Source organism: Mesorhizobium sp. B2-7-1 (assembly GCF_006440735.1).
Lineage (GTDB): Bacteria > Pseudomonadota > Alphaproteobacteria > Rhizobiales > Rhizobiaceae > Mesorhizobium.
Genome location: NZ_VFUA01000006.1, coordinates 93,258 through 115,571, shown reverse-complemented (window position 1 = coordinate 115,571; position 22,314 = coordinate 93,258). Strand labels below are relative to the sequence as shown.

Genomic DNA, 22,314 nt, shown 5'->3' with positions numbered 1-22,314 from the left:
CTTCTTCTATGAGACCCGTCACATACGGCGGGCGCGGTCCGTGCCCTGCGTCTATTTCTGCTTGTCGGCCTTGGCGTAGGCTTCGGCGAAATACGCGAGAAAGACATCCAGCATGCCGTTTTCGTGCCTGTCTTCCATCGTCCGCCATGTCGCGACCAGCGCATCCCAGGCTTGGCTCTTCCTGGACGAGAAGGACGCGGGCGGGATTTTCTTGGCGATCGCCTCCGGCGACAGGTCGTCGAGCAGCCGCGACAGCGCGGCCTGCATGGCGGCGTAGGTCGCGATTTCGTGCGTCTTCAGGTCGCGGAACGCATCCTCGACGCTGTGCCTAGCATCGAGATAGCCGGCCCTGCGCTTGGCGAACATGATCTCCAATATGTCGTCGGTGCCCGGCACGAATTTCAGCGGGTTGTTGTCCTCGGCGCCGATCATCGTGCGGTGCGCACTCTTAGCGAGCACCTTTGCCGCCGCGCGGGCCTTGAGCAGCAGGGACAATTGCTCGACCGTGGTCCTTAGCACCGCGCCGATCTCGGCCGCGACGTCATGCGGATCGCGCGACTGCAGCAATTCAGGCGCGATGCCTGCCGCCCTGGCGATCTCCCGCAGCGTCGCGTCCGCTTCGGCCGGCCGATTGACCGGGGCTGCCGGACCGGGCGGCAGGGCCGAGGATGTCGAGGCGGGCGCCGCTCCGGTCGGGCGCTGCTCCGCCGGACTGAAGAACGGCTCATGGCCGGGATCCATCGGGCGGCCGGTTGAGGGCGGCAGCTCGCGCTGCGTCGACCCCGTCCTGGTCTGCGGATGCCCGGTCGCTGCCCGTTCGTCTTCGATCGAAACGCCGACGACGTAGCGGCCGATTAAAAGCCGGTCGCCCTGGACCAACCGATGCGGCCCGGCGATGCGCTGGTTGGAACCGTTGACGAAAGTGCCGTTGCGCGAAAGGTCGTAGAGCCAGAACGAACCCGCCTGGTAGCGGACCTCGCAATGCCGGCCCGAGATGAACTTGTCCGGATCGGACAGTGTCCAGTCGCAATTCTCGCGGCCGATCTCGAAACTGCGGCCGCGGGCGGCATAGCTGGCGGCGGTCCCGGCCGGCACCTTGTCGACATTGCTGATCTGGAGAGAGATGAACATCCGGAAGCGTCGCCGAACTTGGTCAACAAATGCTTATCTTTCGCACAATTCCAGGCGGAAAGCCGCCAGGCGCCCTCCCCGGAATTGCTTCGGTATTCTAGCAGCTTGCAAGCCGAGCGGGAGAGGAGCGTTTCACACCGGCGTTCGGGCGCGCTTTAGCCATTGCTGTTATTTGGCCTCCATCAAACATGTGCTAGGTTGTGGGGGTACGGTGCGGTGAATTCGAACGCTCCCGAACGTGACGCAGTTAATAGAGCGGGGGTTTCAAACCATCACACTGGCGGCCGCGTCGAGGAGGGGCACGACCCATGCCGAACGAACGTGCCACGGTTGTAAAGACGCCGGCTGGCGCCGACCTGACCTTCACCCATCTCATCGGCCGCGATGAGATCAGCCGCTGTTTCGCCTATACGGCCGGCTTCGTCTCGAAGAACCGCGACATAGATCCGCTGAAGATGCTGGGCGGCGTCGTTTCGGTCGAGGGCGAATCCGATCCGAAGCGCTGGTTCAGCGGCCTCGTGTCGGATTTCAAGCTGACCCGCATCGAGGACCGGCTGGCCTTCTACGAGGCGACGGTCAGGCCATGGCTCTGGTTCCTCGGCAACACCACCGACTGCCGCATCTTCCAGAACATGACAGCGGTTGAGATCGTCGAGAAGATCTTCTCGAAATACGGCATCGCCAAATTCGAGAAGCGGCTGCAGGGGTCCTATCCCCAGCGCGAATATTGCGTTCAGTACGACGAGAGCGATCTCGATTTCGTGCAGCGGTTGCTCGAGCACGAAGGCATCTTCTATTTCTTCGAGCATGACGAGGGCAAGCACACGCTCGTCCTCTGCGATGCTACGAGCAAGCTGAAGCCAGCACCCGGCTACGAGAAGGTGCTCTACAATTTCGAGGGCCACGGCTCGCGGCGCGACGTCGAATACATCACCGAATGGATTCCGGGCAGCGCGGTGCGCCCGGGCGCCTATGCCCATACGGACTACGATTTCGAGAAGCCCGGCGCCGACCTGATGGCGAAATCCGCCCAGCCTTTCGCCCACAAGGAGGCCTCCGGCGAAAATTATCGCCAGCCCGGCGCGCATCTCGATGTCGGACGAGGCGACAAGATCGCCGGAATCCGCCGCGAGGAACTCCAGGCGGTGCACCAGCACAGCACGGCGGTGGGCACGGTGCGCGGCCTTTTTTCAGGCTGCAAATTCACCCTGGAGAGCTTCCCGCGCGACGACCAGAACCAGGACTATCTGGTGGTCAGCGCCGAATACCGGCTGTTCGACCCTGGTTACCGGACCCAGAACGAGGCCCATAACGAGAATTTCAAGGTGGTGCTCGGTGTGTCGCCGACCAAGCTGCCCTACCGGCCGCCGCGCATCACGCCGCGCCCGATCATGCGCGGCCCGCAGACGGCGACCGTCGTCGGCCCCTCGGGCGAGGAAATTTTCACCGACAAATATGCGCGGGTGAAGGTGCAGTTCCACTGGGACCGACTCGGCAAGAAGGATCAGAACTCCTCCTGCTTCGTACGCGTCTCGCAGACCTGGGCCGGCAGCAATTGGGGTTTCATCCAGATCCCGCGCATCGGCCAGGAGGTCATCGTCGACTTCATCGAGGGCGATCCGGACCTGCCGATCATCACCGGCCGCGTCTACAACGCGTCGCAGATGCCGCCCTACGGGTTGCCGGGCAACGCCACGCAGTCGGGCTGGAAGTCGAATTCCTCGAAAGGCGGCGGCGGTTACAACGAGCTGATGTTCGAGGACAAGGCGGGCTCCGAGCTGGTCAATTTCCAGGCCCAGAAGGACCACCACCTGCTGGTCAAGCACGACCGCAACAAGCTGGTGCAGCATGACCAGTCCGACCGCATCGACCACGACGCCAAGCACTCCGTCGGCCACAACCTCGACGAGGATGTCGGCAACAACAAGACGGTCAAGATCGGCGTCGACCAGACGACGAATATCGGGTCGAACGACACGGAGACGGTGGGCGCGAACCGCTCGCTGACCGTCCAGGCGAACGAGACCATCCACGTCGTGTCCAACTCGACCGAAAACATCGACGCCAACCATTCGCAGACGGTGGGTCTGAACCAGACGGTCACGGTGGGTATCGCGCGCGTGGATACGGTGGGGGCTGCCGAAGCGAGGACCGTGGGCGCTTCGCAAGCGAACACGATTGGCGCATCGCGGTCGGTCACCGTGGGCATCAACCAGAGCCACAGCATCGGCGCCGCGGACGGCTGGGACATCGGTGCGGCGCAGACGGTCAATGTCGGCACGGATCAAAGTGTCACCGTTGGAAGCGCTCAGTCTTTCAGCGTTGGCGCGGCGCGCAGCGCCAGTATCGGAGCCGATGATTCCACGAGTGTGGGTGGCGCCCATTCGCTGGGCATAGCGAAAGGCAGTTTTATCAACATCGGCGAAGATAGCTCGATCAAAGTAGGCAAGAAGCTGGTGATCGATGCCGGCGACGAGATTCTGATCCAGACCGGGTCAGCAAAGATTATGATGAAGAAGGATGGCACGATCGCGATCGAGGGCAAGGACATATCGGTGAACGGATCCGGCAAGATCATCATCAAGGCGTCCAGCGACGTCGTCATCAAGGGTTCGAAGATCAATCAGAACTGAGGGCTGTGATGGGCAAGGTCACGGAACGCATACAGGGCGTCGTCATCGGCGCCTTTCTGGGATTCGGCGACGAGGCGCCGCTTGTGGTTTTTCCTGGGAATTTGGAAGAGACCGCGCTGCCGGCACGAAGTCTCTGTGAACTTACGGTGGACATGATCGGCTGTGAGGTAGCGCTGTTGTTCCAGGAGGGAGATCCGCGCAAGCCGCTAATCGTCGGTCGCGTCGTGAAGCCGGGTGCTTCAGCGCCGCAAGTGGTTCGCGACGGAGAGAGCGTCATCATCACCGCGAAGGAGAGGATCGAGCTGCGCTGCGGCAAGGCTACGATCATCATGGATGAAGACGGCCGAATTACAATCCGCGGTGCGCATATTGTCAGCCATGCCAGCGGCACACAGCGCATCCGCGGCGGTTCGATCAACTTGAACTGATCGCGCTTCCATGACGTCGCTGGCCACCCGGACCTTTACGCCGCCGCATCGCATCTCTGCCGAGGTGGTGCGCCAGCATGTTGAGCAGACGGCTTTCCTGTGGGCGCAACGCGATACGCTGTCGCTGGAGGACCCGGTGGACCAAGGGGTGATCGCCGAGATCGGCCAGCGCGTCGAGATCAACCTCGACGGTCTTCGTATCGCCGGCGCCGCTGCATGGCCGTTTGCGGATCGACTGCTTGAGGATTTTCCGGAGAAGGGCGAGTTCTTCGTCTCAGGTTGGATGGCAATCGAGCAGGCAGACGCAAAGCGGTTAGAGACCTCGATAGAGGCCGCGCGTCAAGCGGAGGAACGGCAAGGGCTGGTCGGTGCGCTCGCGTGGCACAAGCCACAGAAGATCGGGAAACTCGTACGGGATTGGTTGGGTGCACATGACGCGCTTCTGCGCTATCTCGGCGTTGCAGCTTGCGTTGCACATGATGTCGATCCGAAGCAGTTGCTTGGGCGGCTCGTCCGCGACCCGGATGCGGACACACGTGCGCTCAGCCTGCGGCTGGCTGGAAGGCTGAAACGCACCGACCTTGCGCAGGAGATGAAGGCTGCAATGCAGGCTCAAGACGATGCCGTGCGGCTTTGGGCAGGGTGGGCGTTGGTGGAAATCAGCTCCGCCGATCTCGCGCGCGCCGAGTTGCGAAAAGCGGCCGCCGCCGGCGGTCTCGACGCGCTGGCCGCTTTACGCGCTGCGGTCAAGGCGGGACCGGAAAAAGAGGTGCGCGCCTGGCTGGGTGGACTGATGAAGTCTTCCGACACCGCGCCTGTTGCCGTACGTGGCATCGGCATGCTCGGCGATCGATCCGTGCTGCCCTGGCTGATCGAACGGATGCGAGAGCCGAATGTTGCCGTGGCAGCTCGCGGGGCGTTTCTGGACCTCTATCCGGAAGCTCGTGAAGAAACCAAACTTTTTACCTCTGATCCGTCGGAACTGGGGCCAGTGGCGGCGAAGCGGTTCGAGGATCGCGTGGTCAGGCTTGCCTTGCCAGACAAGGTGGACGCATGGCGCGAGGGGCTCGACCAGCCCGCTCGAGGTTGACAAGGAGGGTTGCTTCAGCTCGGAATTGGGTGCCCAACGAAGTATCGACGGCCTGGCGCCATCCCACTGATCAAGGGGGAATCGATAAGGTCTTCGGTAAGTGCGGAAGCGCCGAGCGGACTGAGATTACCGGAATCATTGACAATGCCTAGGCAGCTCAAGCCCACCATGGCGGACAAAAGCCGCAGACCTTCGAAGGCCCTGTTGGCCGTTACGGAATCAGTCGCCATCTGCCGTGCATATGTTTTGGTCAGGCGCAGTGCATCAAGTTCTTCGCCTTCGAACACAGCGCTGCCAGGCCGAATGCCTGCCGCTTGAACTGCCTCGCGAGCATCGAGGACGGTTCTGCGATAACCTTCAAAGTCCCGAACCTTTGCGAAAAGCTCCACATATCCTAGGCCGGCGTAGTCGACAGCCTCGGAACTGTCGTCATCATCGTCAAGCGGATATTTGTCGGACTCGACCGCCCCGAAAAAAACTGGACCGATGTCACGTTCAAACAGCAGCGACAGATTTCTGGCTATGTGATCGCGAATCTCGTCATCCTCTCCTGCTTCGTAAAGTTCCAGCAACAACTCGGCATGCGCTGGGTTGCAGGAATACATGAGCATGTTGGAGATATAGTACTGCACCCCGTAGCGATGGCGCTCCGCGCGAAAGCTTTCGGCGATTGCCCTTACTGATCTCCACGGACCGGCAATACCTGCAAAGGTTGTGGCCGCGCTCCAGAACAGAGCGCTGTCGTAGGAGCGCATCAGAGCTTCGATTCTGCCGATCTCAGCAAAATCACCGTTTGCTGCGCGATGTACGAGGTAGGCCAGGGCCTTCCACGGGTCGGTCGCCACCCGCAGCTCGGCTATCTCGGCTTCGCTCAGCGGAGGGTCGATTATGAGCGAGTGGGCGAGAGCCTCAAATCGTCTCATTGAAGAGTCTCCAACTGACCCTGAAGCTTCTCGATTTCAGCGCAATCAGGGTTGGAATTGTACCAAGACCGCGGAGCGGTGTTATATGCACTGTTGCACCCTCCAGCCTGTTTTGGTGTTTTATGATCCATGATGTCATCGGCTCCGACCTTATGAGGCTGGTTCGCTTCCTCCCATTTTTGGATCGCCGTGTCCTTCGGTGTCGGACCCGTATTGCCGATCACCCTGTGGTACTGAGTTGAACTGAAGTCGGCGTTCGCCAGCTTCTTTACCGTGTCGAGTGGGATCTGCCCTGTCGCACCAACCATCACCGGGCTGCTGTACTTAACGTCCTGGGTGTCGAAATATGTTCCGCACCCCTGACCGTCCTTTTCTGTGACATTTGGACATCCCGCCTTTGCAGCGTCGGACGGGCTCGCGCCTGCCGCTTTTGCGGCTGCTACCTTTTGACGTGAAGCCTCTTTCATGGCGATAAGCTTGTCGGCATCGGCGCGGGCTTGCTTCAAGGCGTCAAGCTTGTATTGAACTCTTGCCGCATTTTTTTTATTTAGCTTTGCCTTCGTTGCGTCTTCAATAGTTTTGATTTTCTTCTCGTAGTAATCTTTCTCCGAGATCGGCTTCAGCGGCTTCCCATCGTCTCCCTTCTGATAGGGATGCAACGGTGCGCCGCAACATGGGCATTTGTCCTCGTCAAGCGCTTGCTGGGCAGGCATTGCCATCATCTCCGCAGATGGCAGTGGCACCGTGGTGCTTGGCGGACAGGCATGGTTGCTTGTGGTGATGTCCAGGTGCCGGCACACATTCTTGCCTTCGAAGAGTACGTCCATGCACCAAGCCTGAAAGTAGGTCTTACCCGTTATTTGGTGCGTCAGGATATTCGCTCCAAATGTGCGAGTTGCGGCCTCGTCGCCCAAAACAGGCTCCTTGTAATATGACTTCTGGGCCAGCGCGGCGCCGTTGCCGCCGATCAGCACCGTGGAAGAACCGGACTTCAGATTGTTCGAGAACGAGGTATCCGGATATGGAATTGGGATCGGCCCAGCGGGGGGCGAGGGTGGCGACATGCAGACGTCAGGGAACCGAGCGATCGACTTGTTCATGCCGTTTTCGGCAGCGATTTCCCATGTTCCGGCAAAGACGTTCTTCGTCATCCTCGCTCCCCTCAGGTCGAAACCAAGGCGGCAGCTCGGCCGCCGAACGCCATCGAACTGCCGTGCAGCGCCGCAAGTTCGCCGGGCGCATATCCGCGCTTGAAAGCCTGCTCCGCCCAGGCAAATTGAACGAGCCCGGCCGCCGCTCCACAATCACCCATGCAATCAGCGGCGTGCCACACCGGTTGCTCTTCGAGACGTGGCTGGCGCATGTTGCGTACCTGCGCCAGCACCAACTCCTCGAAGGCGTAGGACTCGCCCGCCACATCGCTCAGCCGAAACGCAACCTCGTGCATCTGCACGGCGGCCTCCGCAAGTGCGGCTTTCAATGCCGCGCTGAGGCCATTTGCCCGGAATGGGTCCTCATTGCCGGCGGTCGCCGTTTCGATCGCAAAGCCCAGCCCTCGCAACCGCAGAGATCCACTGACGATCGGGCGTTTGCTGGCGATCAGAATGCAGGCCGCCTCCCCGGGAATGAGGCCATCCGTTACCTGGCTCGTCTTCAATCTCATCCTGTTGTCGAGCCAACTTAGCGAGCGAGCGTCGATCAGGCTGTCGATCGCCATAATGAGGCAAGCTTCCGCATTGCGCTCGTTCAACAGCCTGCGCGCCTGTTCTACCGCAACAAACGCCGAGATTTGTCCATTGGTGATGTGGAAGGAGCGTCTTCCAGCCAGCGGCGCCCCGTTTGGCGCCATTAGCCCGGCCAAAATGCCGTTGATGCGCGCGCCGGGCATGTCGGCGTCGCGCGTGCACAGGAGGAAGGGCATCTCGCCCCAGGGAAGCAGGGCCGCAACCTCACCATCGATCTGCTCGATGGCGAGTCGGGCTAAGGCATGAAGACGGTCGCGTCCGCGCGTCTCTGGTGGAATAGCCTCGACCCTGGCGCCGCGAAGCGGCTGACCGCCTCTGTCCAAATACATCAGTTCTTCGAATACCGGTATACGTGCCCGCATTGCGGCGGCAGCGCTTGCCGGCGTGTAGCCGACAGGGCAGACGAGACTGATGCAGGAAATCGCGGTCATCGTCTCCTGCGCATTTTGGCCAGTGCCGCCACGGCTTCCTTCAATCCGGCGTAATGCGGCTTGGGATAGATGGGCTCCGGATCCCTGCCCACCTTGACCTGCTGCAGCTTCACAAACTTACGAGGCAGCTTCGTGCCGACTCTCCCCACCAGGACAATCCTGCCTTCATGCGGCACGATGGTCAGAGTGTCCGGTGTCGCCACCTTGTGCTCGGTCCTGTCGTCGTACATGAAGCGCACCGGTACCGACAGCGCAGGCAGCTTGACCTTGAAGATGCCGCCTTTGTTCATGCCGGCGCAGCCGAACATCATGCCTTCGGAAAGCCTTTCGAGCCATTGGTCCTCGGGCGCGGCCTGGAAATACCGGTCATCGAAATCCTGCGGCAGGAATGGCAGGACGTTTTCCATCCAGTGCTTGTCATAGGTACCGGCATAGCGCGCACGCTCCTTTGCAAAGCGCGGCACCGGCCCGAAGCCGACGGGATGCGGCCGGTCGTTCCAGATACGCATTCTCGATTGCGGGTTCTCGACACATGGCAGCGGGGTGCCGTCGATATTGCCCTGACCGGCAAGGTAACCGCTGCCGATCGGGTTGATGGCGTCGCTGCGATGCTTCGCCGGGTCGGGGTCCGTTCGGTCGGTGCCGCCGAAGGCAAGGTGCCATGCCAGCGGCATCGAAACAAAGGGTGTCGGCCGTGAAGCCTGGATGCCCAGCCCGCCCCTGAACCAGCGCCTTTGGCCGGTCACCACCGCGCGCTTGTCCAATCCGGGGCCGACGAGGCGCACCTCGATTTCTTCTGCCTGCCTGCCTTGCGGTGCCATCGCCACCGCGTCGAGCAGGACCTCGCATTTGGGCTTGATCGGAGCGAAGTCGGTTTCGACGCGGATGGAGGTGAATTCCGGGTCGCCGTAATGGGTATCGGCGTAGACGAAAGGCGACTGCTGCTTGCTCGGCGTGCAGTTGCCATGTTCGTCGACGTCGTATGTCGCGCGCACGACCGCGACGCAGAACTTGGCGCAATGCTTGTCCTGATACGGAAAAGTCTCAGCGAGAAACGGCGTGGTGTTTTGGCTGACGAACATCAGATTTGACCCAGCATCAGTTGGTCTCCCAACTCGCCGCGAAGATCTGCTCCAGCGTCGGCTGCGGCGCCTGCGGATCGATGTCGAAAATATCCGTATGCGCCGTCCACATGACGAGGTTGTCGACGACATCGAGCCCGCCGTCGACAAGCGGAACGGGCAGGGTAGCCAGCGCCGCGTCGAACTCGTCGGGCGCCAGCTCGCCCTGCTGCGCGGCGAGGGCGGCGGTCTCGATGCTTTCGAACCATGCATCCGCATAGGCCAGCTTGAGGGACGCCTCCGGCAGCCTTGCGACAACGCTCAATGGAAATTGCCGGCCGACCCTGTCGGCGCTTTGCAGCACGATGCCGGCCGAGGCGCCGAAGGAACCAGGGCCGCTGAGAAAGCGCAGCGCCGTGCCTGTCGGCCAGGTCTCTAACCCGAACAGCGGCACGATGTGCTGCGCCAGCCAGCGATCCCACATGCGCACGAAATCGCCCGGCAGCCGCCGCGTCACGAAATCACCGGCGGCGGGCATCTTGCCGTAGAAGCCGGGCAGGATCAGATCTGCGGCGGACATGTGAACTTCTTGAACATTTCGAGCGTGTAGGGGTTCTCGACGCTGGCCGCCTTGAGCTCGAAATCGGCCCACATCCCCTTGGCGCCGAGCCGCAGGCTGTAGACGTCCGTGAGCTTGGTCGCGTTGAAGCGGCCGCCGCGCAGCATCCTCAGCCACGCCCAGCTGCCGGTCTCGTTGAGCATCACCTCGGGCGAGCCGTCGACCGGCTGGAAGGCGAGCGAGATGACGCCGGTGCCGTCCTTGCCCGGCCAGGTCATCGGCTGAGGCCTTGTCGCGTTGTTGTAGTACTCCATGGTCTGGCCATCGAGGTTGAGCGTCATGCGAGCCACATTGGGCGACAGGTCCTTCGGCTCCAGGGTGAAATTCATCACCGGGCCGGTGCCGCCCGGAAACAGATCGTCGCGGATGTGGCGCGCCTGCTCGAAGGCTGCCAGCGCCGCCGGATCGAGGCCGAAATCGGCGCGCCATTTCCACGGCTCGCTGGCGGTGTCGACATAGTTAATCAGATGGTCGTTGGTGAAGGCGTCGATCAGCCCGGTCGGCCCGAACAGGCGCTGGAAGTCGCGCACATTGACGTCGACCGCGCTTTCCGGGCTGAACGGGTAGCGGTTGTTGAGCGCTGCCTGGCAGAAGGGCAGGATGTCGGCGCGCCAGATGGCGTTGAGCTCATTGGTGACGGCCTTCTGCGACAGGCCGCTCGTGTCGCCGGCAATGCCGCCCAGCCAGTCGTTGATCGGCGAAGGCAGGATCTGCGCCTGCCTGGCAACCGCGCCTGTCAGTTCGGCAAGGCCGCCCTGCTTCTTGATGGCGTCCTGCGGATCGGGGTTGGCGGTGACGGTCTGCAGCACATTGGATAGCGCCGTCAGCGCCACGATGGCGGCGTCGAGCGCCGGCGGCTGGCCGTCGACCTGGGCGATCGTGCCCTTGAGCGGTTTGAAATGCTCGGCCACCAGGCTGCCGGTCATGTCGACCTGGTCGGCCGAACCCGCGCGCGGCAGGAGCTTTGCGCCAGTCTTGACCACCTTGCCCAATTTGCCGAGCTTGCTGAGCAGCTTCGACCCGGTCTTGGCTGCGGTGCCGCTCTTGTCGTCGGCCGCCGCATCGTCGGAGCGGGTCAGGTCGGTCTCCTGCACCACCGCGGTCAGCAGGCGCTTCAGCGCGGAGTCGGCGCTGGAGAGATCCTTGAGGTTCTCGCTGGCGACGTTGAGGTCGGTCAGCGGCGCCAGCCGCATGTCGCGCAGGAAACTGTCCCACTGCGAAATGTAGTCGTCGTAATAGAGCTTCAGTATGTCTTCCGACAGCGCCGAGACCGATGTCTCCGAATTCTCCGAGCAGCCGCCGGCAAACACGGCGCGGTCGAGCGCCGCCTGCCCGGCGACATCCTCGACCCGGTCGAGGATCGCATCGTGGAAGCCGGCATAGGTGTAGGGGCCCGGAACGCCGACACGCAGTGTCTTGTCGGAGCGGCGCGCGAACACCTTGGCGCCGTTCGGCCCGGCGAAATTGGCCGGCACCCATTCCTTGACGGCCGCCACTTCCGGGTCGGCCAGAAGCTGCTTGTAGGCACGCTCCGGCAGCGAGATCGTGCATACCGTCTTCAGCGCCTCGGCGACCAGATCCTTGTCCGGCGCGATGTAGCTGTCGTCGACCGCCATGCGGCGGATCGCGGCGAGCTGGTGCTCCTCGGCATCCGCGGTCGGGAAGGGTGCGGCCGGCGCGAATTGCGGCAGGCTGTTCACCCACCAGTTCTGGACGAAATCGGTGTCCATCTGCGAAAGGCCGGTCATCATGCGGTAGGTCTTCAGCGCGCCCAGCATGAAATCCGGATCGCGGATCTGCCGCCACATCGTGGCCTCCAGCAGCGCGACCATATGCGGCTCCAGCACGTTGCGTAGCGCATGGTCGTAGGTGTCGGTCTGCGCGCGTATGAGCTCGGCCGAGGCGGTCGGGCCAAGCAGATTGTGGACCGCGTCCGGCGGTGGGGTGCGGGATGTCGCCACCGCGTCCATCGCAGCCAGCGCGCCGTCCATGGTCGGTTGCTCGACCGCTGCCGGCATCGCCGCGACGTCGGTCAGGGGCTGCTGCAGCGCTTCGAACTGGCCGGCCTGCTCGGTGATCGCATTGCGGTTGTCGAGATAGGACCAGGTGAACAGTCCGCCGGCGAGCAGCGCGGCGAGCGCACAGGCCGCGGCCGCGCCGCGCCAGATCCAGGCGCGGCGGCGCTGCGCCAGCGGATCGAATGTACCGAGGCCGGCTTCCTTGAAGATGACTTCGGTCAGAAGATTGCGCAGGAAGAAGCTCCGCTTCTCGACACGCGCCGCCGGCATGGCGCGGCGCGGCGGCAGGCCGAAGGACGACGACAACGCCGCGGTCAGCCGATCGATCGGCGCGCCTTCCTGCGTCGCCGAGGTCAGATAGAGGCCGCGCAGCCAGGCGGCCTCCTCGTAGCGGCTCTCGCCGAACATCGCCTCGACCAGCACCTGGATCGGCTCGGACAGGCTCGCAAGCTGCGCCGGGAAGCGGAAGATCTCGGCGCGCTGGCCGAGCTTGTCCTCGTCTTCGAGCCGCGGCACCAGCCGCCGCTCCAACTCGGCGGCGAGCCTGGCGAGCTCCGTCTGGATCGTGCCGGCATTGACGCGGGCGTCGAGTGGGAAAGTCATTCCCCACACCTGCTCGCGGGCCGTCGTCGACAAGCCGCCGAAGAAGGCCTCGAAGCCTTTGATCAGGTCGGCCTTGGTCAGCATCAGGTAGACGGGAAGGCGGATCTCGAGCCGATCGTTCAGCTCCGCCAGCCGGCGGCGGATTTTTCTGCCATGCGCCTTGATCGCCTCGTCGCCCTCCGAGAGCGCGTCGATCGACAGCGCGACGATGACGCCGTTGAGCGCGCGCCGGCCTCGGTGCTTCTTTAGGAGATCGAGGAAACCAAGCCATTCCGTCGCGTCGACATCCGGCTGGCTTTCCTGCTGTACGTAGCGGCCGGCGGTGTCGATCAGCACTGCGTTTTCCGAGAAGAACCAGTCGCAGTTGCGCGTGCCGCCGACGCCCTGCAGATCGTCGGTGAGGTCGATCGGGAAATTGAGGCCGGACTGGCGCAGCGCCGTGGTCTTGCCGGTCGCCGGCGGACCGACGATCACGTACCAGGGCATCTCGCGCAGGAATTTCCGGCCGCCGAGCTTGCGGCGCTTGAGCTCGGCCATCACCTCGCCGAACTTGGCGCCGACGGCCGCGACGCTCTCCTCGCCGGGCGTGAGCTGCTTTTCGGCGACGGGCGCCGCGATCTCGGCGACGAACATGCGGTTGGCGCGTATCGCGCGGCGCTGCGCGATGATCAGCCAGATCAGCCACAGGATGATCAGCCCGGCGATGATGGCGATGCGCACATTGTCGGATTCGAACGGCGCGTAAGGGCCGACCTGCACGATCGGGCCGAACACCCAGATCAGCAGCGAAAGCAGCGCGATGCCGATCAGCGTCCACAGGAATCGCGAGGTGATGACGGCCCAGAGGAAGCGCAGGATGAACATCTCAGAGCCTCTTCTCGACCAGGACCTCGACGCGCCGGTTGAGCGCGCGGCCCTCACGTGTCGAGTTGTCCGTCACCGGATCGGTTTCGGCGCGCCCCTCGGACGAGATGCTCTCCGCCGGCACGCCGCCCTGCACCAGAAGCTTTGCTATGGTTTCGGCGCGCGCTTCCGACAGACGCTGGTTGCTGGCAAACGGATTGGACTTTTGCAGGCGCACATTGTCGGTATGGCCGACGACGGTGATTTTTCCGATCAGCTCCTTGTTGTCCAGGATCACCTTGGCGATCGACGCGATCAGCGGCTCGTAGCCTTCCGTCAGCGTCGGCCGCGCAGACTGGAAGAGCTCGGGATTGGAGGACTGGATGACCAGCTTGGCCAGCGAGACGCTCTCGGTGCCGCTGAGCGCGCCCTTGAGATTGTCCGGCGCTTCGGCCTTGAATTCCGGCAGCAGTGCGAAATCGACCGGCTGCGGCGGTTCGGGCGCATCTTGCTGCGGCGCGGCTCGGGTAACGTCGCCGCGCGTGGCTGGCGGCAAGGTGCGCACGAGCGCGGAGAGCTCGACCGCCTGGCTGCTCAGGCCCATCGACAGGCCGATATAGGCGGCGGCGGCGACGACGACGGCGGCAAGCGCCATCACCCAGATCGGCACGATGAAGCGCTGCGGCTCGTCGGAGGCGATCACGCCTTTCCAGTTCGGCGACAGCGGCGCATCTTCGGCATCGGCGTTGCGCAGGAAGCGCGCCGCCGCCACACGCACGGCATTGAGCGAACGGTCGCCGGCGCGGCCGGGCACCCGGTACTTGCCGCGGAAGCCGAGCGCCAGGCAGTAATATTGCAGCTCCAGCATCTCGCGGTCGCGGTTCGGATGCCGCTCGAGCTCGTCGAGGCGCGTGAAGAACTGGGTGCCGGCATCGACGTCGCCGCGCAGCATGACGACCAGCGGCTGGCGCGGCCAGGCGCTGGCGCCGCCCCATGGCGTGTTGAGCGCGAGATCGTCGAGCAGTGCCGCCACCGCCCATGCCGCCTGGTCCGCGCGCTCCAGCGAAGAGCCCGCCGCCACCGCGGCGTCGCGCGCCCGCACCAGCTCGTCGAGCAGGCGCGTGCGCATCACTTCCGGGTTCTCCGGCGCCAGCGCGCTTTCGAGCTCGGGTGCGAATTCGAGCAGCGGCGCGAAGATGTTGATGAGCGTGTTGGGATGGGCGCGCGCCCGCTTGACCGGCGCTCCCGGCGCCAGCGGCGCCATCGGCCGGGGCGCGGCACCGGTCAGCCGGATGCGGGTGCGCTCGCGATCCTCCGACAGTCCGAAAGGATCATCCCGGCTCATGGGCTCACCTGTTCACCGAATAGCAGTCGACCTGCGGCTCGCTCGGCAGCACACCGGAAACGCCGATGACGAAGCCGGGGGCGTCGAGCAGCGAGGCCCAGTGCTCGCTCTTTTGGTCCAGCTCCAGGCACAGCCGGTCGCCGTCATAGGGAATCTCGCGCGGCTGGGAATGAAGCGGTTTCAGCGGAATGCCGGGCAGGCGCGACTTCCACAGGCCCTCGAACTGGTCCGCCGAGCCGACCGTCGCCTGATTGACGAAGATCTTGCGCAGCGCGTCCTCCGAAAGCTCGGAGCCGACGCGGATGACGATGCGGCTGGCGACCAGAAGCTTCGGGTTGTCGATGCGCACTTTCCACACATTGGTCGCGTGCCGCATGACCGGCAGCGCGCGCGACTTAGGCTCGATGTAGCGCAGGCTGAGGATGAGCGAACGCAGAGCGTCGGCCAGCGCCATATAGGCTGGGCCGGGCGCCATGTGGTCGTAGGCCGGCAATTCGCCGAGCCGCCGCGAGCTAGAACCGTAGGTGGCCATCTCGCCGGCGAGGCCGGCAAGCTCGAGATAGAGCTCGGCCGGATGGAAGACATCCTGCGCCAGCATATGCGCAAGCCGCGGCCGCGCGGCGTTGGCGAGGTGCAGCATCAAGAGATCCTCGACGCTGCGCCCGGCCCCGCCCATCACCATCTTGCCATGCGCCTCGGCGATCTGGTCGAGGCCGGTGACCACCTCCTGCAGCAATTGCCGGTACCAGTGGACGGCGCCGGTGATCAGTGTCGGCGGCAGGAAGGATTGGTCGAGCGAGACGCCGCCATCGGCGCGCACGCCCTTGATGTCGGCGACCGGCAGCGCGGTGTAGCCGCCGACCGATTTGCCGGGCGCCAGCAGCACCGCTTGCGGCCGGGCGACCTCGATCTCCTCAGGATCGGCGCCGCCCTGCACGGCATCGCGCACCGGGACGATCTTGCCGTGGTAGCGTGCCCCCGTCGATGCGGCATGTGCCGGATCGAATCCGACGCCGCCCGGCGGCTCGAGCGGCAGCGCCACCAGCACCGGCCCGGCGCCGGTGTCGGCCGTGACCGGCAATGGCTTGGGCGCATCCATCAGCTCCGGAATGGAGAAGGGCGTGCCGTCCGGGAAGATGCCCCGGGCGGACACGATCGACACCTGGCCGGCATCGAGCAGCGACTGGTCGAGCGTCAGCTGCTGGAAGCCGAACGTGTGGAGCTGGCCGGCCTGCAAGGCGCCGCGCACCATGCCTTCGAAGAACCGGTCCTGCTGCTGGAAATGCTGGGTCCTGAGAAACAGGCCCTCCGACCACAGCACCCTGTTTGCGTCGCTCATGCTGCCACTCTCTGCACTGCCGTGGTTGTCTCGCCGTCAGCCGGAAATGCCGCCCTTGCCGAGGCCGACATTGATGGTGAATTTTGACCCCGGCGAAACCGACTTGGTCGTGCGCCAGTTGCGTCCGCCAGGCTCGCGGATCAGCGCGACGAAGCCGAGCGCCGTCGCGTTCGGCTCGACCGTGATGGTCTTGGCCGCGGTCTTGCCCGGCGCCACCGAGATCGTGTCCATGCCGATCAGATCGGCCCCGAGCACCCCGCTGGCGCCCCCCTGCAACGCGAAATAGTCGGCCGAGTTGAACTTGCCGGTGCTGGCAAGCCGCATCACCAGCACCGTCACCGGCCGGTCGCCGCCACCCGGTCCCGGATTCATGCCGGCGCCGCCGGTCACGTTGACCGAGATGACGGATGGTTTCGGCGGGCCGCTCTGGCAAGCCGCAAGCAGCCCTGTGGCGCCGATGGCAATGATGAATTCGCGTCTGTCGATCATGTCCCTACTCCTCTTCATATGCATCCCTGAAATCTGCGCCGATCTCGCCCAGGAAGCTCGATTCCGCGCTCTGGGCGATGTCGCGATGGCGTTTCTGGTAAAGCTCCCACAGCTTGGCGTTGCGTCCGCCGGCGAGCAGATTGCCGATCGCGGAATTGGATTTGAGCTCTTCCTCGATGGCGGCCGGATCGAAACGGTCGATCATGCGCCGAAGTGCCGCCTGCACGCCGCGCCAAGCGCGCACGTGGTGTTGCGCGAGGTCCTTGACCGCGTCGCCGATCGCCGCCTCGCCGGAGAGAAAACCGGGGCTGCGTTCCGCGATGATGGTGACGATGACATCCTCGACCGTCGGCAGGAATTTGAGCGGGTTGACCTCGGAGGCGCCGACCATGGTCTGTGCGACGCGCGCGCTTCCCTTTTCCTCGGCGCGCTTGCGCAGCAGCTGCATCAGACCGTCGAGCATCAGCCTGTATTCCCGTCCGAACTTTTCCATCTCGGCGATCGCGTCGCGCCCGGGGAAATCCGCCTCCTCGACGCCCATGCCGCGCAGGAACGCCGCGCGCAACGCCATGTCGCCGGGCGCCTGTTGCGTCGGGCGCGACGGCCTCGGCGCGGGAACGGGACGAGGCGGCGGGGCAGGTGGTTCGGGCGCCTGAACCGGGATCTCCCACGGGCGGGCGGCCTTCTCGGCGGGGCGCTCGACTCGACCAGCTGGATCGGTGCCGTTGCTGGAAGCAGGCGTCGCGGCTGGCCCGAAGCTGAAATCATCGTCGAAGCCGGGCGATTTCGGCGCGGGCTCGGCGATATCGTTGCGCGATGGCATCTCGCCGAAGCCGAAAGGGTCCGGCCCGCCGGCGGCGGGCTCGTCGTTCGAGGCCGGCGTCGCCACCGGATCGAGGCTGAACGGGTCGTCGAAGGCGGGTGAGCTGCGCTGGATCGAGGCGCGATCGTAAGCTCCGGGCACAGGCTGCTCGAATGGATTGGGCAACCCGGCCGGGCGCGGCCGCTGCGGCTCTTCCTCGACCTTGGCCGAGAAGAAATCGTCACCGCCGATGCTGGGTGGCGTCCGCGATTGTGGCGACGACCACGCCGGGGCGGCGTTGGCGATCGGCGCTTGACCGATCGACGTATGGCTGGCGCTGGGCTGCACCTCGACATGGAGCACGTAATCGCCCATGCGCAGCCGCATGCCGCTTTGCAGCCGCGTCGACCTGCCGGTCCCCAGAGGGCTCTCGGAATTGTCGATGAACAATCCGCTGCTCGACGTGTCGGTGACGTAGTAGCCATCACGCCCGCCACTGATCTTGCAGTGCGCGCGTGAGACGAACATGTCCGGGTCGTCGATCTGCCAGCCGGCATCGGCGCTGCGGCCGATCACCAGCTCGCCCTCGTCCAGCCGGGTTTGCCTGACCGCCTGCGAGCGCGGGCCTTGTTCCAGGGTCAGAAGCAGGCTCATGCGGCTGCCTCCGCCATTTCCGGCCGCCAGCCGACGATGGTGCGCAACCTGAGATCGTCGGCATCGCCCTGTTCGGCGGGGCGCGAAAGCCAGGAGGTCCGGCCGAGCTGGATGGTTCCCATCTTCAGCGGCGGCACCGCCTCGCGCGCAAGCACGATCCTGAGGTCGACATCGAGCGCCTCGCCGATCATGTCGCGCACCGCCTTCTTGAACAGGGCAAGGCGCCGTTCTCCGGGGAGGAAGGACTTGAAGTCGTCGAGGCCGAGTGGACCGACGCGCAATTCGATCCTGCTCTGCCGGCTGAAGACGCGCGGCCCGATCGTCGCGCCGCTGCCAAGCGTTGCATAGGCCTTGCCGATGCGGCTCTGCAGCGCTGCGGGAATCGTGATCCAGGCGGCGACGAATTCCTTGATCTGCACCGGCACCTTGAAGGCGGTGGCGAGAAACAGCGTCAGACGCTCGGCGCCGTCGACCTGGTTGGCCAGCGATCCGGCCTGACGCAGCCGCACCGTGTCGAGCTCGGGATCCTGCGTGCCGGGAAGGCCGATGCCGGCCATGGCCTCCAGCATGGCGCGGACGCGTCCGCCGACCGAACGTTCGACCTGCACCGCGGGATGCGCGTCCGCCCATGCGCGGTAATAGAGCGCGATCATGCGATGCTGCAGGATGTTGACGAAGTCGACGAAGGTCGTGTCGCTGGTCTGCTCGGCGTCGGCGCCGGTGAACCAGCGCTGCGACAGCCGGTCGAGCACCCAGCGCGTCAGATGCAGCGGCATCGGCCCCTCCGGCCCGAGCAGGCCGAGATTGGCGACGGTCACCCTTGCCGGAGCCTTTTCCGTGGCGTTCTGGAACTTGACGACGTCCCTGGCCGAGAAGCTCAGGCGCACATGCTGGCCGAGCCTTGCCGGCTCGCGGTCCGCGTTTCCGGAATGGCCGAACAGTCCGCGCCGCTGCTCGAGACGGCGCAGCAGCTCGAAGAAATCGAAGCCCTCCGGCAGTTCCTCGGCTTTGTTGGAAACCGGCTGCGCTAGATCAGGTAGCGATTGCCGGGCGTCATCGGCCATGGCACATCCTCCTGCTTCTGCAGCAACCGCGTACGCGTCCGCACGAAACCATTTATCCCGGCATGGCGGGCGAACAGCCGCGCCAGCAGACCCGAGAGCAGCAGCGTGCTCTGACCCGCCAGCACCGATTGGTCGACATGCAGCGTCACCTCGGTGCCACGGCCGAAACACATCGGCCCGTCGATCTTGAGCCGCTCGATCACCGGGCGCGAGTCGATGCGGGTGATCGAATGCACGTTGCGGGCAAGGCTCGGATCGCCTCGGTCGGCGTAGAGGTCAAGCAGCGCATGCAGTGGATCGACGCCGCGGCCTTCCTTGGCGAGGCTGAGGAAGTTGAGCGAGAGCTGCGCCACCAGCCGCCAGGCGAGATTGTCGGCGCGGGATTCGCCTTCGGCGCCGGCCGGCAGCGCCGCCGGGATCGCCGGCTGCGGCGGCCGCAGCGCGCCGAGCAACCGCACCGCTTCGACCGGATCGGCAGTCTCCAGCGTCAGCGTCGGCGTGTCGTCCAGGATCGGCAGGTCGCGGTTGGTGCAGAGCGCCATGATGTCGAGCCGCTTGAGCGGCCGGTTCGCCGGGCTTCCGGCCGGGCGCGAGATCGCGATAAAAACATCGTCGCCGGTGTACGAGGTGCGGGTCAGGCCGTCGCGCCGCTCGTCTTCTGTGGCCCGGCGCGGGCGCCGCTCCGTCGAATAGACCCAGCCGCTGCCGCGGTTCTGCCCCAGGCTGAACAATTCGGGAATGACCGCCTCGTTGCCTTCAGCGTCGGCGTCTTCCACGCGGGTGACGCGGAAGATTTCGAAGTCACGCGCCCGGGTACGGTCGGCGTGCAGCACCTGGCGCGTCCGGCGCGGATCGATCTCGATGACGTTGCACTCGCGTTCGAAGAGATTGATCACCGGCGTCACGAACAGCTCGAAATCGGCCACCGTCACATCGGCGAGTTCCGGCACCGGGCGCCGGAACAGGAAGATGATCTCTATCCCCCCATCGCACTTGCGCACCACCGGCTGCAGGCCGGCCACGCGCGCATAGTGGAAGCGCTCGGGGATGATGAAATATTCGCGCAGCAGCCGGTATCCCTCGAATGTCGGGCGAGTGCGCGGCATCAGCGCTTCGTCGTCGTGGATCCCGATCATTTCGGGCTCGGGCAGGGCGGTGAGTGGATTGGTCTTGCCTTCCGCCCGCGCGCCGACGGCCGAGCACGCGCCGAAGAGCGCGTCGAAGATGAGCGGCGCCTTGGCGCGCCCGGCGAAATAGAGGTCGAGACGGTCGAGCGACAATTCGTTGAGCTTGCCTTTGCCGGTCCGGGCGAGCGCGATGCGGAACGCCGCTTCGCCGCGCACGCCGCCGATCTGGGCGATGCCGGCGGCGGCCAGCGCGCTGCGGTCCTGGAAATAGCTGACAGAAGTGATCGCGATCGGCCACAGCGTGACCTCCTGCGCGGTGGTGAAGGTCGAGCGGGTCGAAAGTCCTGGATGCAGGCCGGAAACCAGCCGGGTGCCGCGCGCGACGGCGTGGCCAGCGATCATCGACTGCACCTGCTGTCCAGGTTTCAGCACGGCCATCGCCGTCGCCGGCGCCGGCGTCACCAGGTCCGGATAGAGTACGTCGAGCACGGCGCGCGAAAAACGCGAGCGCTCCGCGTCGACCTTGAGCCGCGTGCGCGCGGCAAGAAAGGCCACGCCGTCGAGCAGCCGTTCGACATAGGGATCGGGGCAGGGGACCGTGTCGAGGGAAAGGTTGCGCGCGACCGCCGGATGCATGTCGGCGAATTCCGCGGCCAGCGCGCGGATATGGGTCAGTTCCTCTTCGTAATACTCCACGAAGACCCGATCCATCCTCAGGTCTCCCGGAATTCGGTTCGTGCCAGGCCGTTGTCGAGATTGATCGTGGTGCGCAGCCGCATGCGTTCCGGCGTCGGTGTCATGATCAGCACCGCGTCGATCTCGATCTTGAGGCCGACGGTCTTGTCGCCAAGCGTGACGTTGACGGTCGTGGCGCTTTCCTTGAGACGCGGCTCGAAGGTGGCGAGCACCGCGCGGATCTCGCGCGCCAGCGTATCGCGGTCGAAATCGCGCGACGAGCGGCCGGAAAACGACGGCACGCCATAGTTGACGACGCTTCGGCGCACCTCCGGAAAATCGGCGAGTGGCGGCAGCTCGTCCAAGGGCTGTTCGTGCTCGGCATCGGAAAGCATCGGCACGGACTCGAAACGCTCGGTGTTGAACAGGGCCTCGATGTCGCGCCGGACCGCTTCCCTGAGCACGCGTGCCGACACCACCACGCCGCGGCTTTCGATCTCGGTGCGATGCTCGGTCTGGAAGACCAGCCGGTGCAGTCGTCGTTTCTGCTCGGCTGTCAGTTCGGCATCGGCATCGATGACGCGCGCGCTTCCTGCAAGAAGGGCCTCGACGCGCTCGGCGCCGAGTTCTTCTTCCAGCAGACGGCGCAGCCCGTCGATCTCCGACGTCAGCCCGGGCAGATCGTTGACGAGGCGGTCCCAGAGGGAGGGCTGGACCGCCTCGCGTTTTGCCCGGGAGCTGCCGGCGAGCTGCGCTTTCGCGCCGGGCCGCTTGGCCTCACTTGCCGACATAGACATCCATTTCGATCTCGTCGTCCTTGTCGTAGACGAACTTGATCTTCTTGTAGGCGAAGCTGACTTCTTCCTCGATCAGGTCCGCCTCGTCGTGGGCCTGCCGCATGTCGTACTCCATGACGGAAGCGTCGGTAAGCGTCACGACCAGATAGTCGCTGGTCTCGCCGTCGATGGTGCGGCGGGCCGAAAACACCACCTCGTCCAGCGCCTTGTTCTCGAACAGCGCCTTCTTCAGGTACGGCGACGACTTGTCGTAATGCTTGAAGAATTTGATCATTCCCATCGACACGCGGCCGCGCCGCGACAGCGAATTGGGATCGTAAGGCGCGATCATCTTGTAATCGACGCCATGGATCTCGATCTCGTCTTCGTGGCCGTCGCGCTTGCTCGGGCCTTTGATATCCGGGACTTTCAGGAAACCGTCGATCTTCATCGAAGGCGCATCGGCTCTATCAGGCATTGTCTTTCTCCACCGCTTTCAAACGAAACAAGATGACTAC

18 protein-coding genes are annotated in these 22,314 nt (G+C 64.5%); 3 read left to right on the top strand and 15 right to left on the bottom strand.

Annotation, left to right across the window (positions count from 1 at the left end):
- Positions 1–51: 51 nt before the first annotated feature.
- The gene (gene tagH / locus FJ471_RS04545; RefSeq protein WP_140801963.1) at positions 52–1,131 is read right to left on the bottom strand and encodes a type VI secretion system-associated FHA domain protein TagH; all 1,080 of its coding nucleotides are present in this window, start codon (positions 1,129–1,131) and stop codon (positions 52–54) included.
- Between the two features lie 308 nt (positions 1,132–1,439).
- Here tagH (FJ471_RS04545) and tssI point away from each other — a divergent pair, with 308 nt between their 5' ends.
- Genes tssI through FJ471_RS04530 form a run of 3 tightly spaced genes read left to right on the top strand, consistent with a single transcriptional unit; the run spans position 1,440 to position 5,282 of the window.
- On the top strand, positions 1,440–3,764 hold the full coding sequence (gene tssI, locus FJ471_RS04540; protein ID WP_140801962.1) for a type VI secretion system tip protein VgrG: 2,325 nt from the start codon (positions 1,440–1,442) through the stop codon (positions 3,762–3,764).
- Between the two features lie 8 nt (positions 3,765–3,772).
- Positions 3,773–4,192: a DUF6484 domain-containing protein gene (locus FJ471_RS04535; RefSeq protein WP_140801961.1), complete on the top strand. Its 420-nt coding sequence runs from the start codon at positions 3,773–3,775 to the stop codon at positions 4,190–4,192.
- Positions 4,193–4,202: 10 nt separating this feature from the next.
- Positions 4,203–5,282, top strand: coding sequence for a hypothetical protein (locus FJ471_RS04530; RefSeq protein WP_140801960.1), 1,080 nt, complete (start codon positions 4,203–4,205; stop codon positions 5,280–5,282).
- A 14-nt stretch (positions 5,283–5,296) separates the two neighbouring features.
- On the opposite strand, the gene FJ471_RS04525 is transcribed toward FJ471_RS04530, so the two are convergent.
- Genes FJ471_RS04525 through FJ471_RS04460 form a run of 14 tightly spaced genes read right to left on the bottom strand, consistent with a single transcriptional unit; the run spans position 5,297 to position 22,247 of the window.
- A complete protein-coding gene (locus FJ471_RS04525) occupies positions 5,297–6,205 on the bottom strand; it encodes a hypothetical protein (protein ID WP_140801959.1) in 909 nt (302 codons plus the stop codon).
- Positions 6,202–7,356, bottom strand: coding sequence for a PAAR-like domain-containing protein (locus FJ471_RS04520; RefSeq protein ID WP_140801958.1), 1,155 nt, complete (start codon positions 7,354–7,356; stop codon positions 6,202–6,204). Before FJ471_RS04520 ends, FJ471_RS04525 begins: the two co-directional genes overlap by 4 nt.
- 11 nt (positions 7,357–7,367) lie before the next feature.
- Entirely contained in the window at positions 7,368–8,381 is a 1,014-nt protein-coding gene (locus FJ471_RS04515) for a 3-oxoacyl-ACP synthase (RefSeq protein WP_140801957.1), read from the bottom strand.
- Entirely contained in the window at positions 8,378–9,463 is a 1,086-nt protein-coding gene (locus FJ471_RS04510) for a DUF2169 domain-containing protein (protein WP_181179153.1), read from the bottom strand. Before FJ471_RS04510 ends, FJ471_RS04515 begins: the two co-directional genes overlap by 4 nt.
- A gap of 16 nt (positions 9,464–9,479) precedes the next feature.
- Positions 9,480–10,022: a type VI secretion system-associated protein TagF gene (gene tagF, locus FJ471_RS04505; RefSeq protein ID WP_140801955.1), complete on the bottom strand. Its 543-nt coding sequence runs from the start codon at positions 10,020–10,022 to the stop codon at positions 9,480–9,482.
- Entirely contained in the window at positions 10,004–13,546 is a 3,543-nt protein-coding gene (tssM, locus tag FJ471_RS04500) for a type VI secretion system membrane subunit TssM (protein WP_140801954.1), read from the bottom strand. The genes tagF and tssM overlap by 19 nt, the downstream gene beginning before the upstream one ends.
- Before the next feature lies 1 nt (position 13,547).
- Entirely contained in the window at positions 13,548–14,870 is a 1,323-nt protein-coding gene (gene tssL / locus FJ471_RS04495) for a type VI secretion system protein TssL, long form (RefSeq protein ID WP_140801953.1), read from the bottom strand.
- A gap of 4 nt (positions 14,871–14,874) precedes the next feature.
- Positions 14,875–16,209 carry a type VI secretion system baseplate subunit TssK gene (tssK, locus tag FJ471_RS04490; protein WP_140801952.1) on the bottom strand — a complete coding sequence of 445 codons (1,335 nt, stop codon included), beginning with the start codon at positions 16,207–16,209 and terminating at the stop codon, positions 14,875–14,877.
- A gap of 36 nt (positions 16,210–16,245) precedes the next feature.
- On the bottom strand, positions 16,246–16,698 hold the full coding sequence (gene tssJ / locus FJ471_RS04485) for a type VI secretion system lipoprotein TssJ (RefSeq protein WP_140801951.1): 453 nt from the start codon (positions 16,696–16,698) through the stop codon (positions 16,246–16,248).
- Between the two features lie 4 nt (positions 16,699–16,702).
- Entirely contained in the window at positions 16,703–18,154 is a 1,452-nt protein-coding gene (tagH, locus tag FJ471_RS04480) for a type VI secretion system-associated FHA domain protein TagH (RefSeq protein ID WP_140801950.1), read from the bottom strand.
- Positions 18,151–19,218 (bottom strand): type VI secretion system baseplate subunit TssG, encoded by a 1,068-nt coding sequence (tssG, locus tag FJ471_RS04475; RefSeq protein ID WP_140801949.1) that lies wholly within the window; start codon positions 19,216–19,218, stop codon positions 18,151–18,153. The genes tagH (FJ471_RS04480) and tssG overlap by 4 nt, the downstream gene beginning before the upstream one ends.
- Positions 19,182–21,056, bottom strand: a complete 1,875-nt coding sequence (gene tssF / locus FJ471_RS04470) for a type VI secretion system baseplate subunit TssF (RefSeq protein WP_140801948.1) — start codon at positions 21,054–21,056, stop codon at positions 19,182–19,184. The genes tssG and tssF overlap by 37 nt, the downstream gene beginning before the upstream one ends.
- A gap of 2 nt (positions 21,057–21,058) precedes the next feature.
- Entirely contained in the window at positions 21,059–21,811 is a 753-nt protein-coding gene (gene tssE, locus FJ471_RS04465; protein ID WP_140801947.1) for a type VI secretion system baseplate subunit TssE, read from the bottom strand.
- Positions 21,798–22,247: an Hcp family type VI secretion system effector gene (locus FJ471_RS04460; RefSeq protein WP_181166839.1), complete on the bottom strand. Its 450-nt coding sequence runs from the start codon at positions 22,245–22,247 to the stop codon at positions 21,798–21,800. The genes tssE and FJ471_RS04460 overlap by 14 nt, the downstream gene beginning before the upstream one ends.
- Positions 22,248–22,314 lie beyond the last annotated feature (67 nt).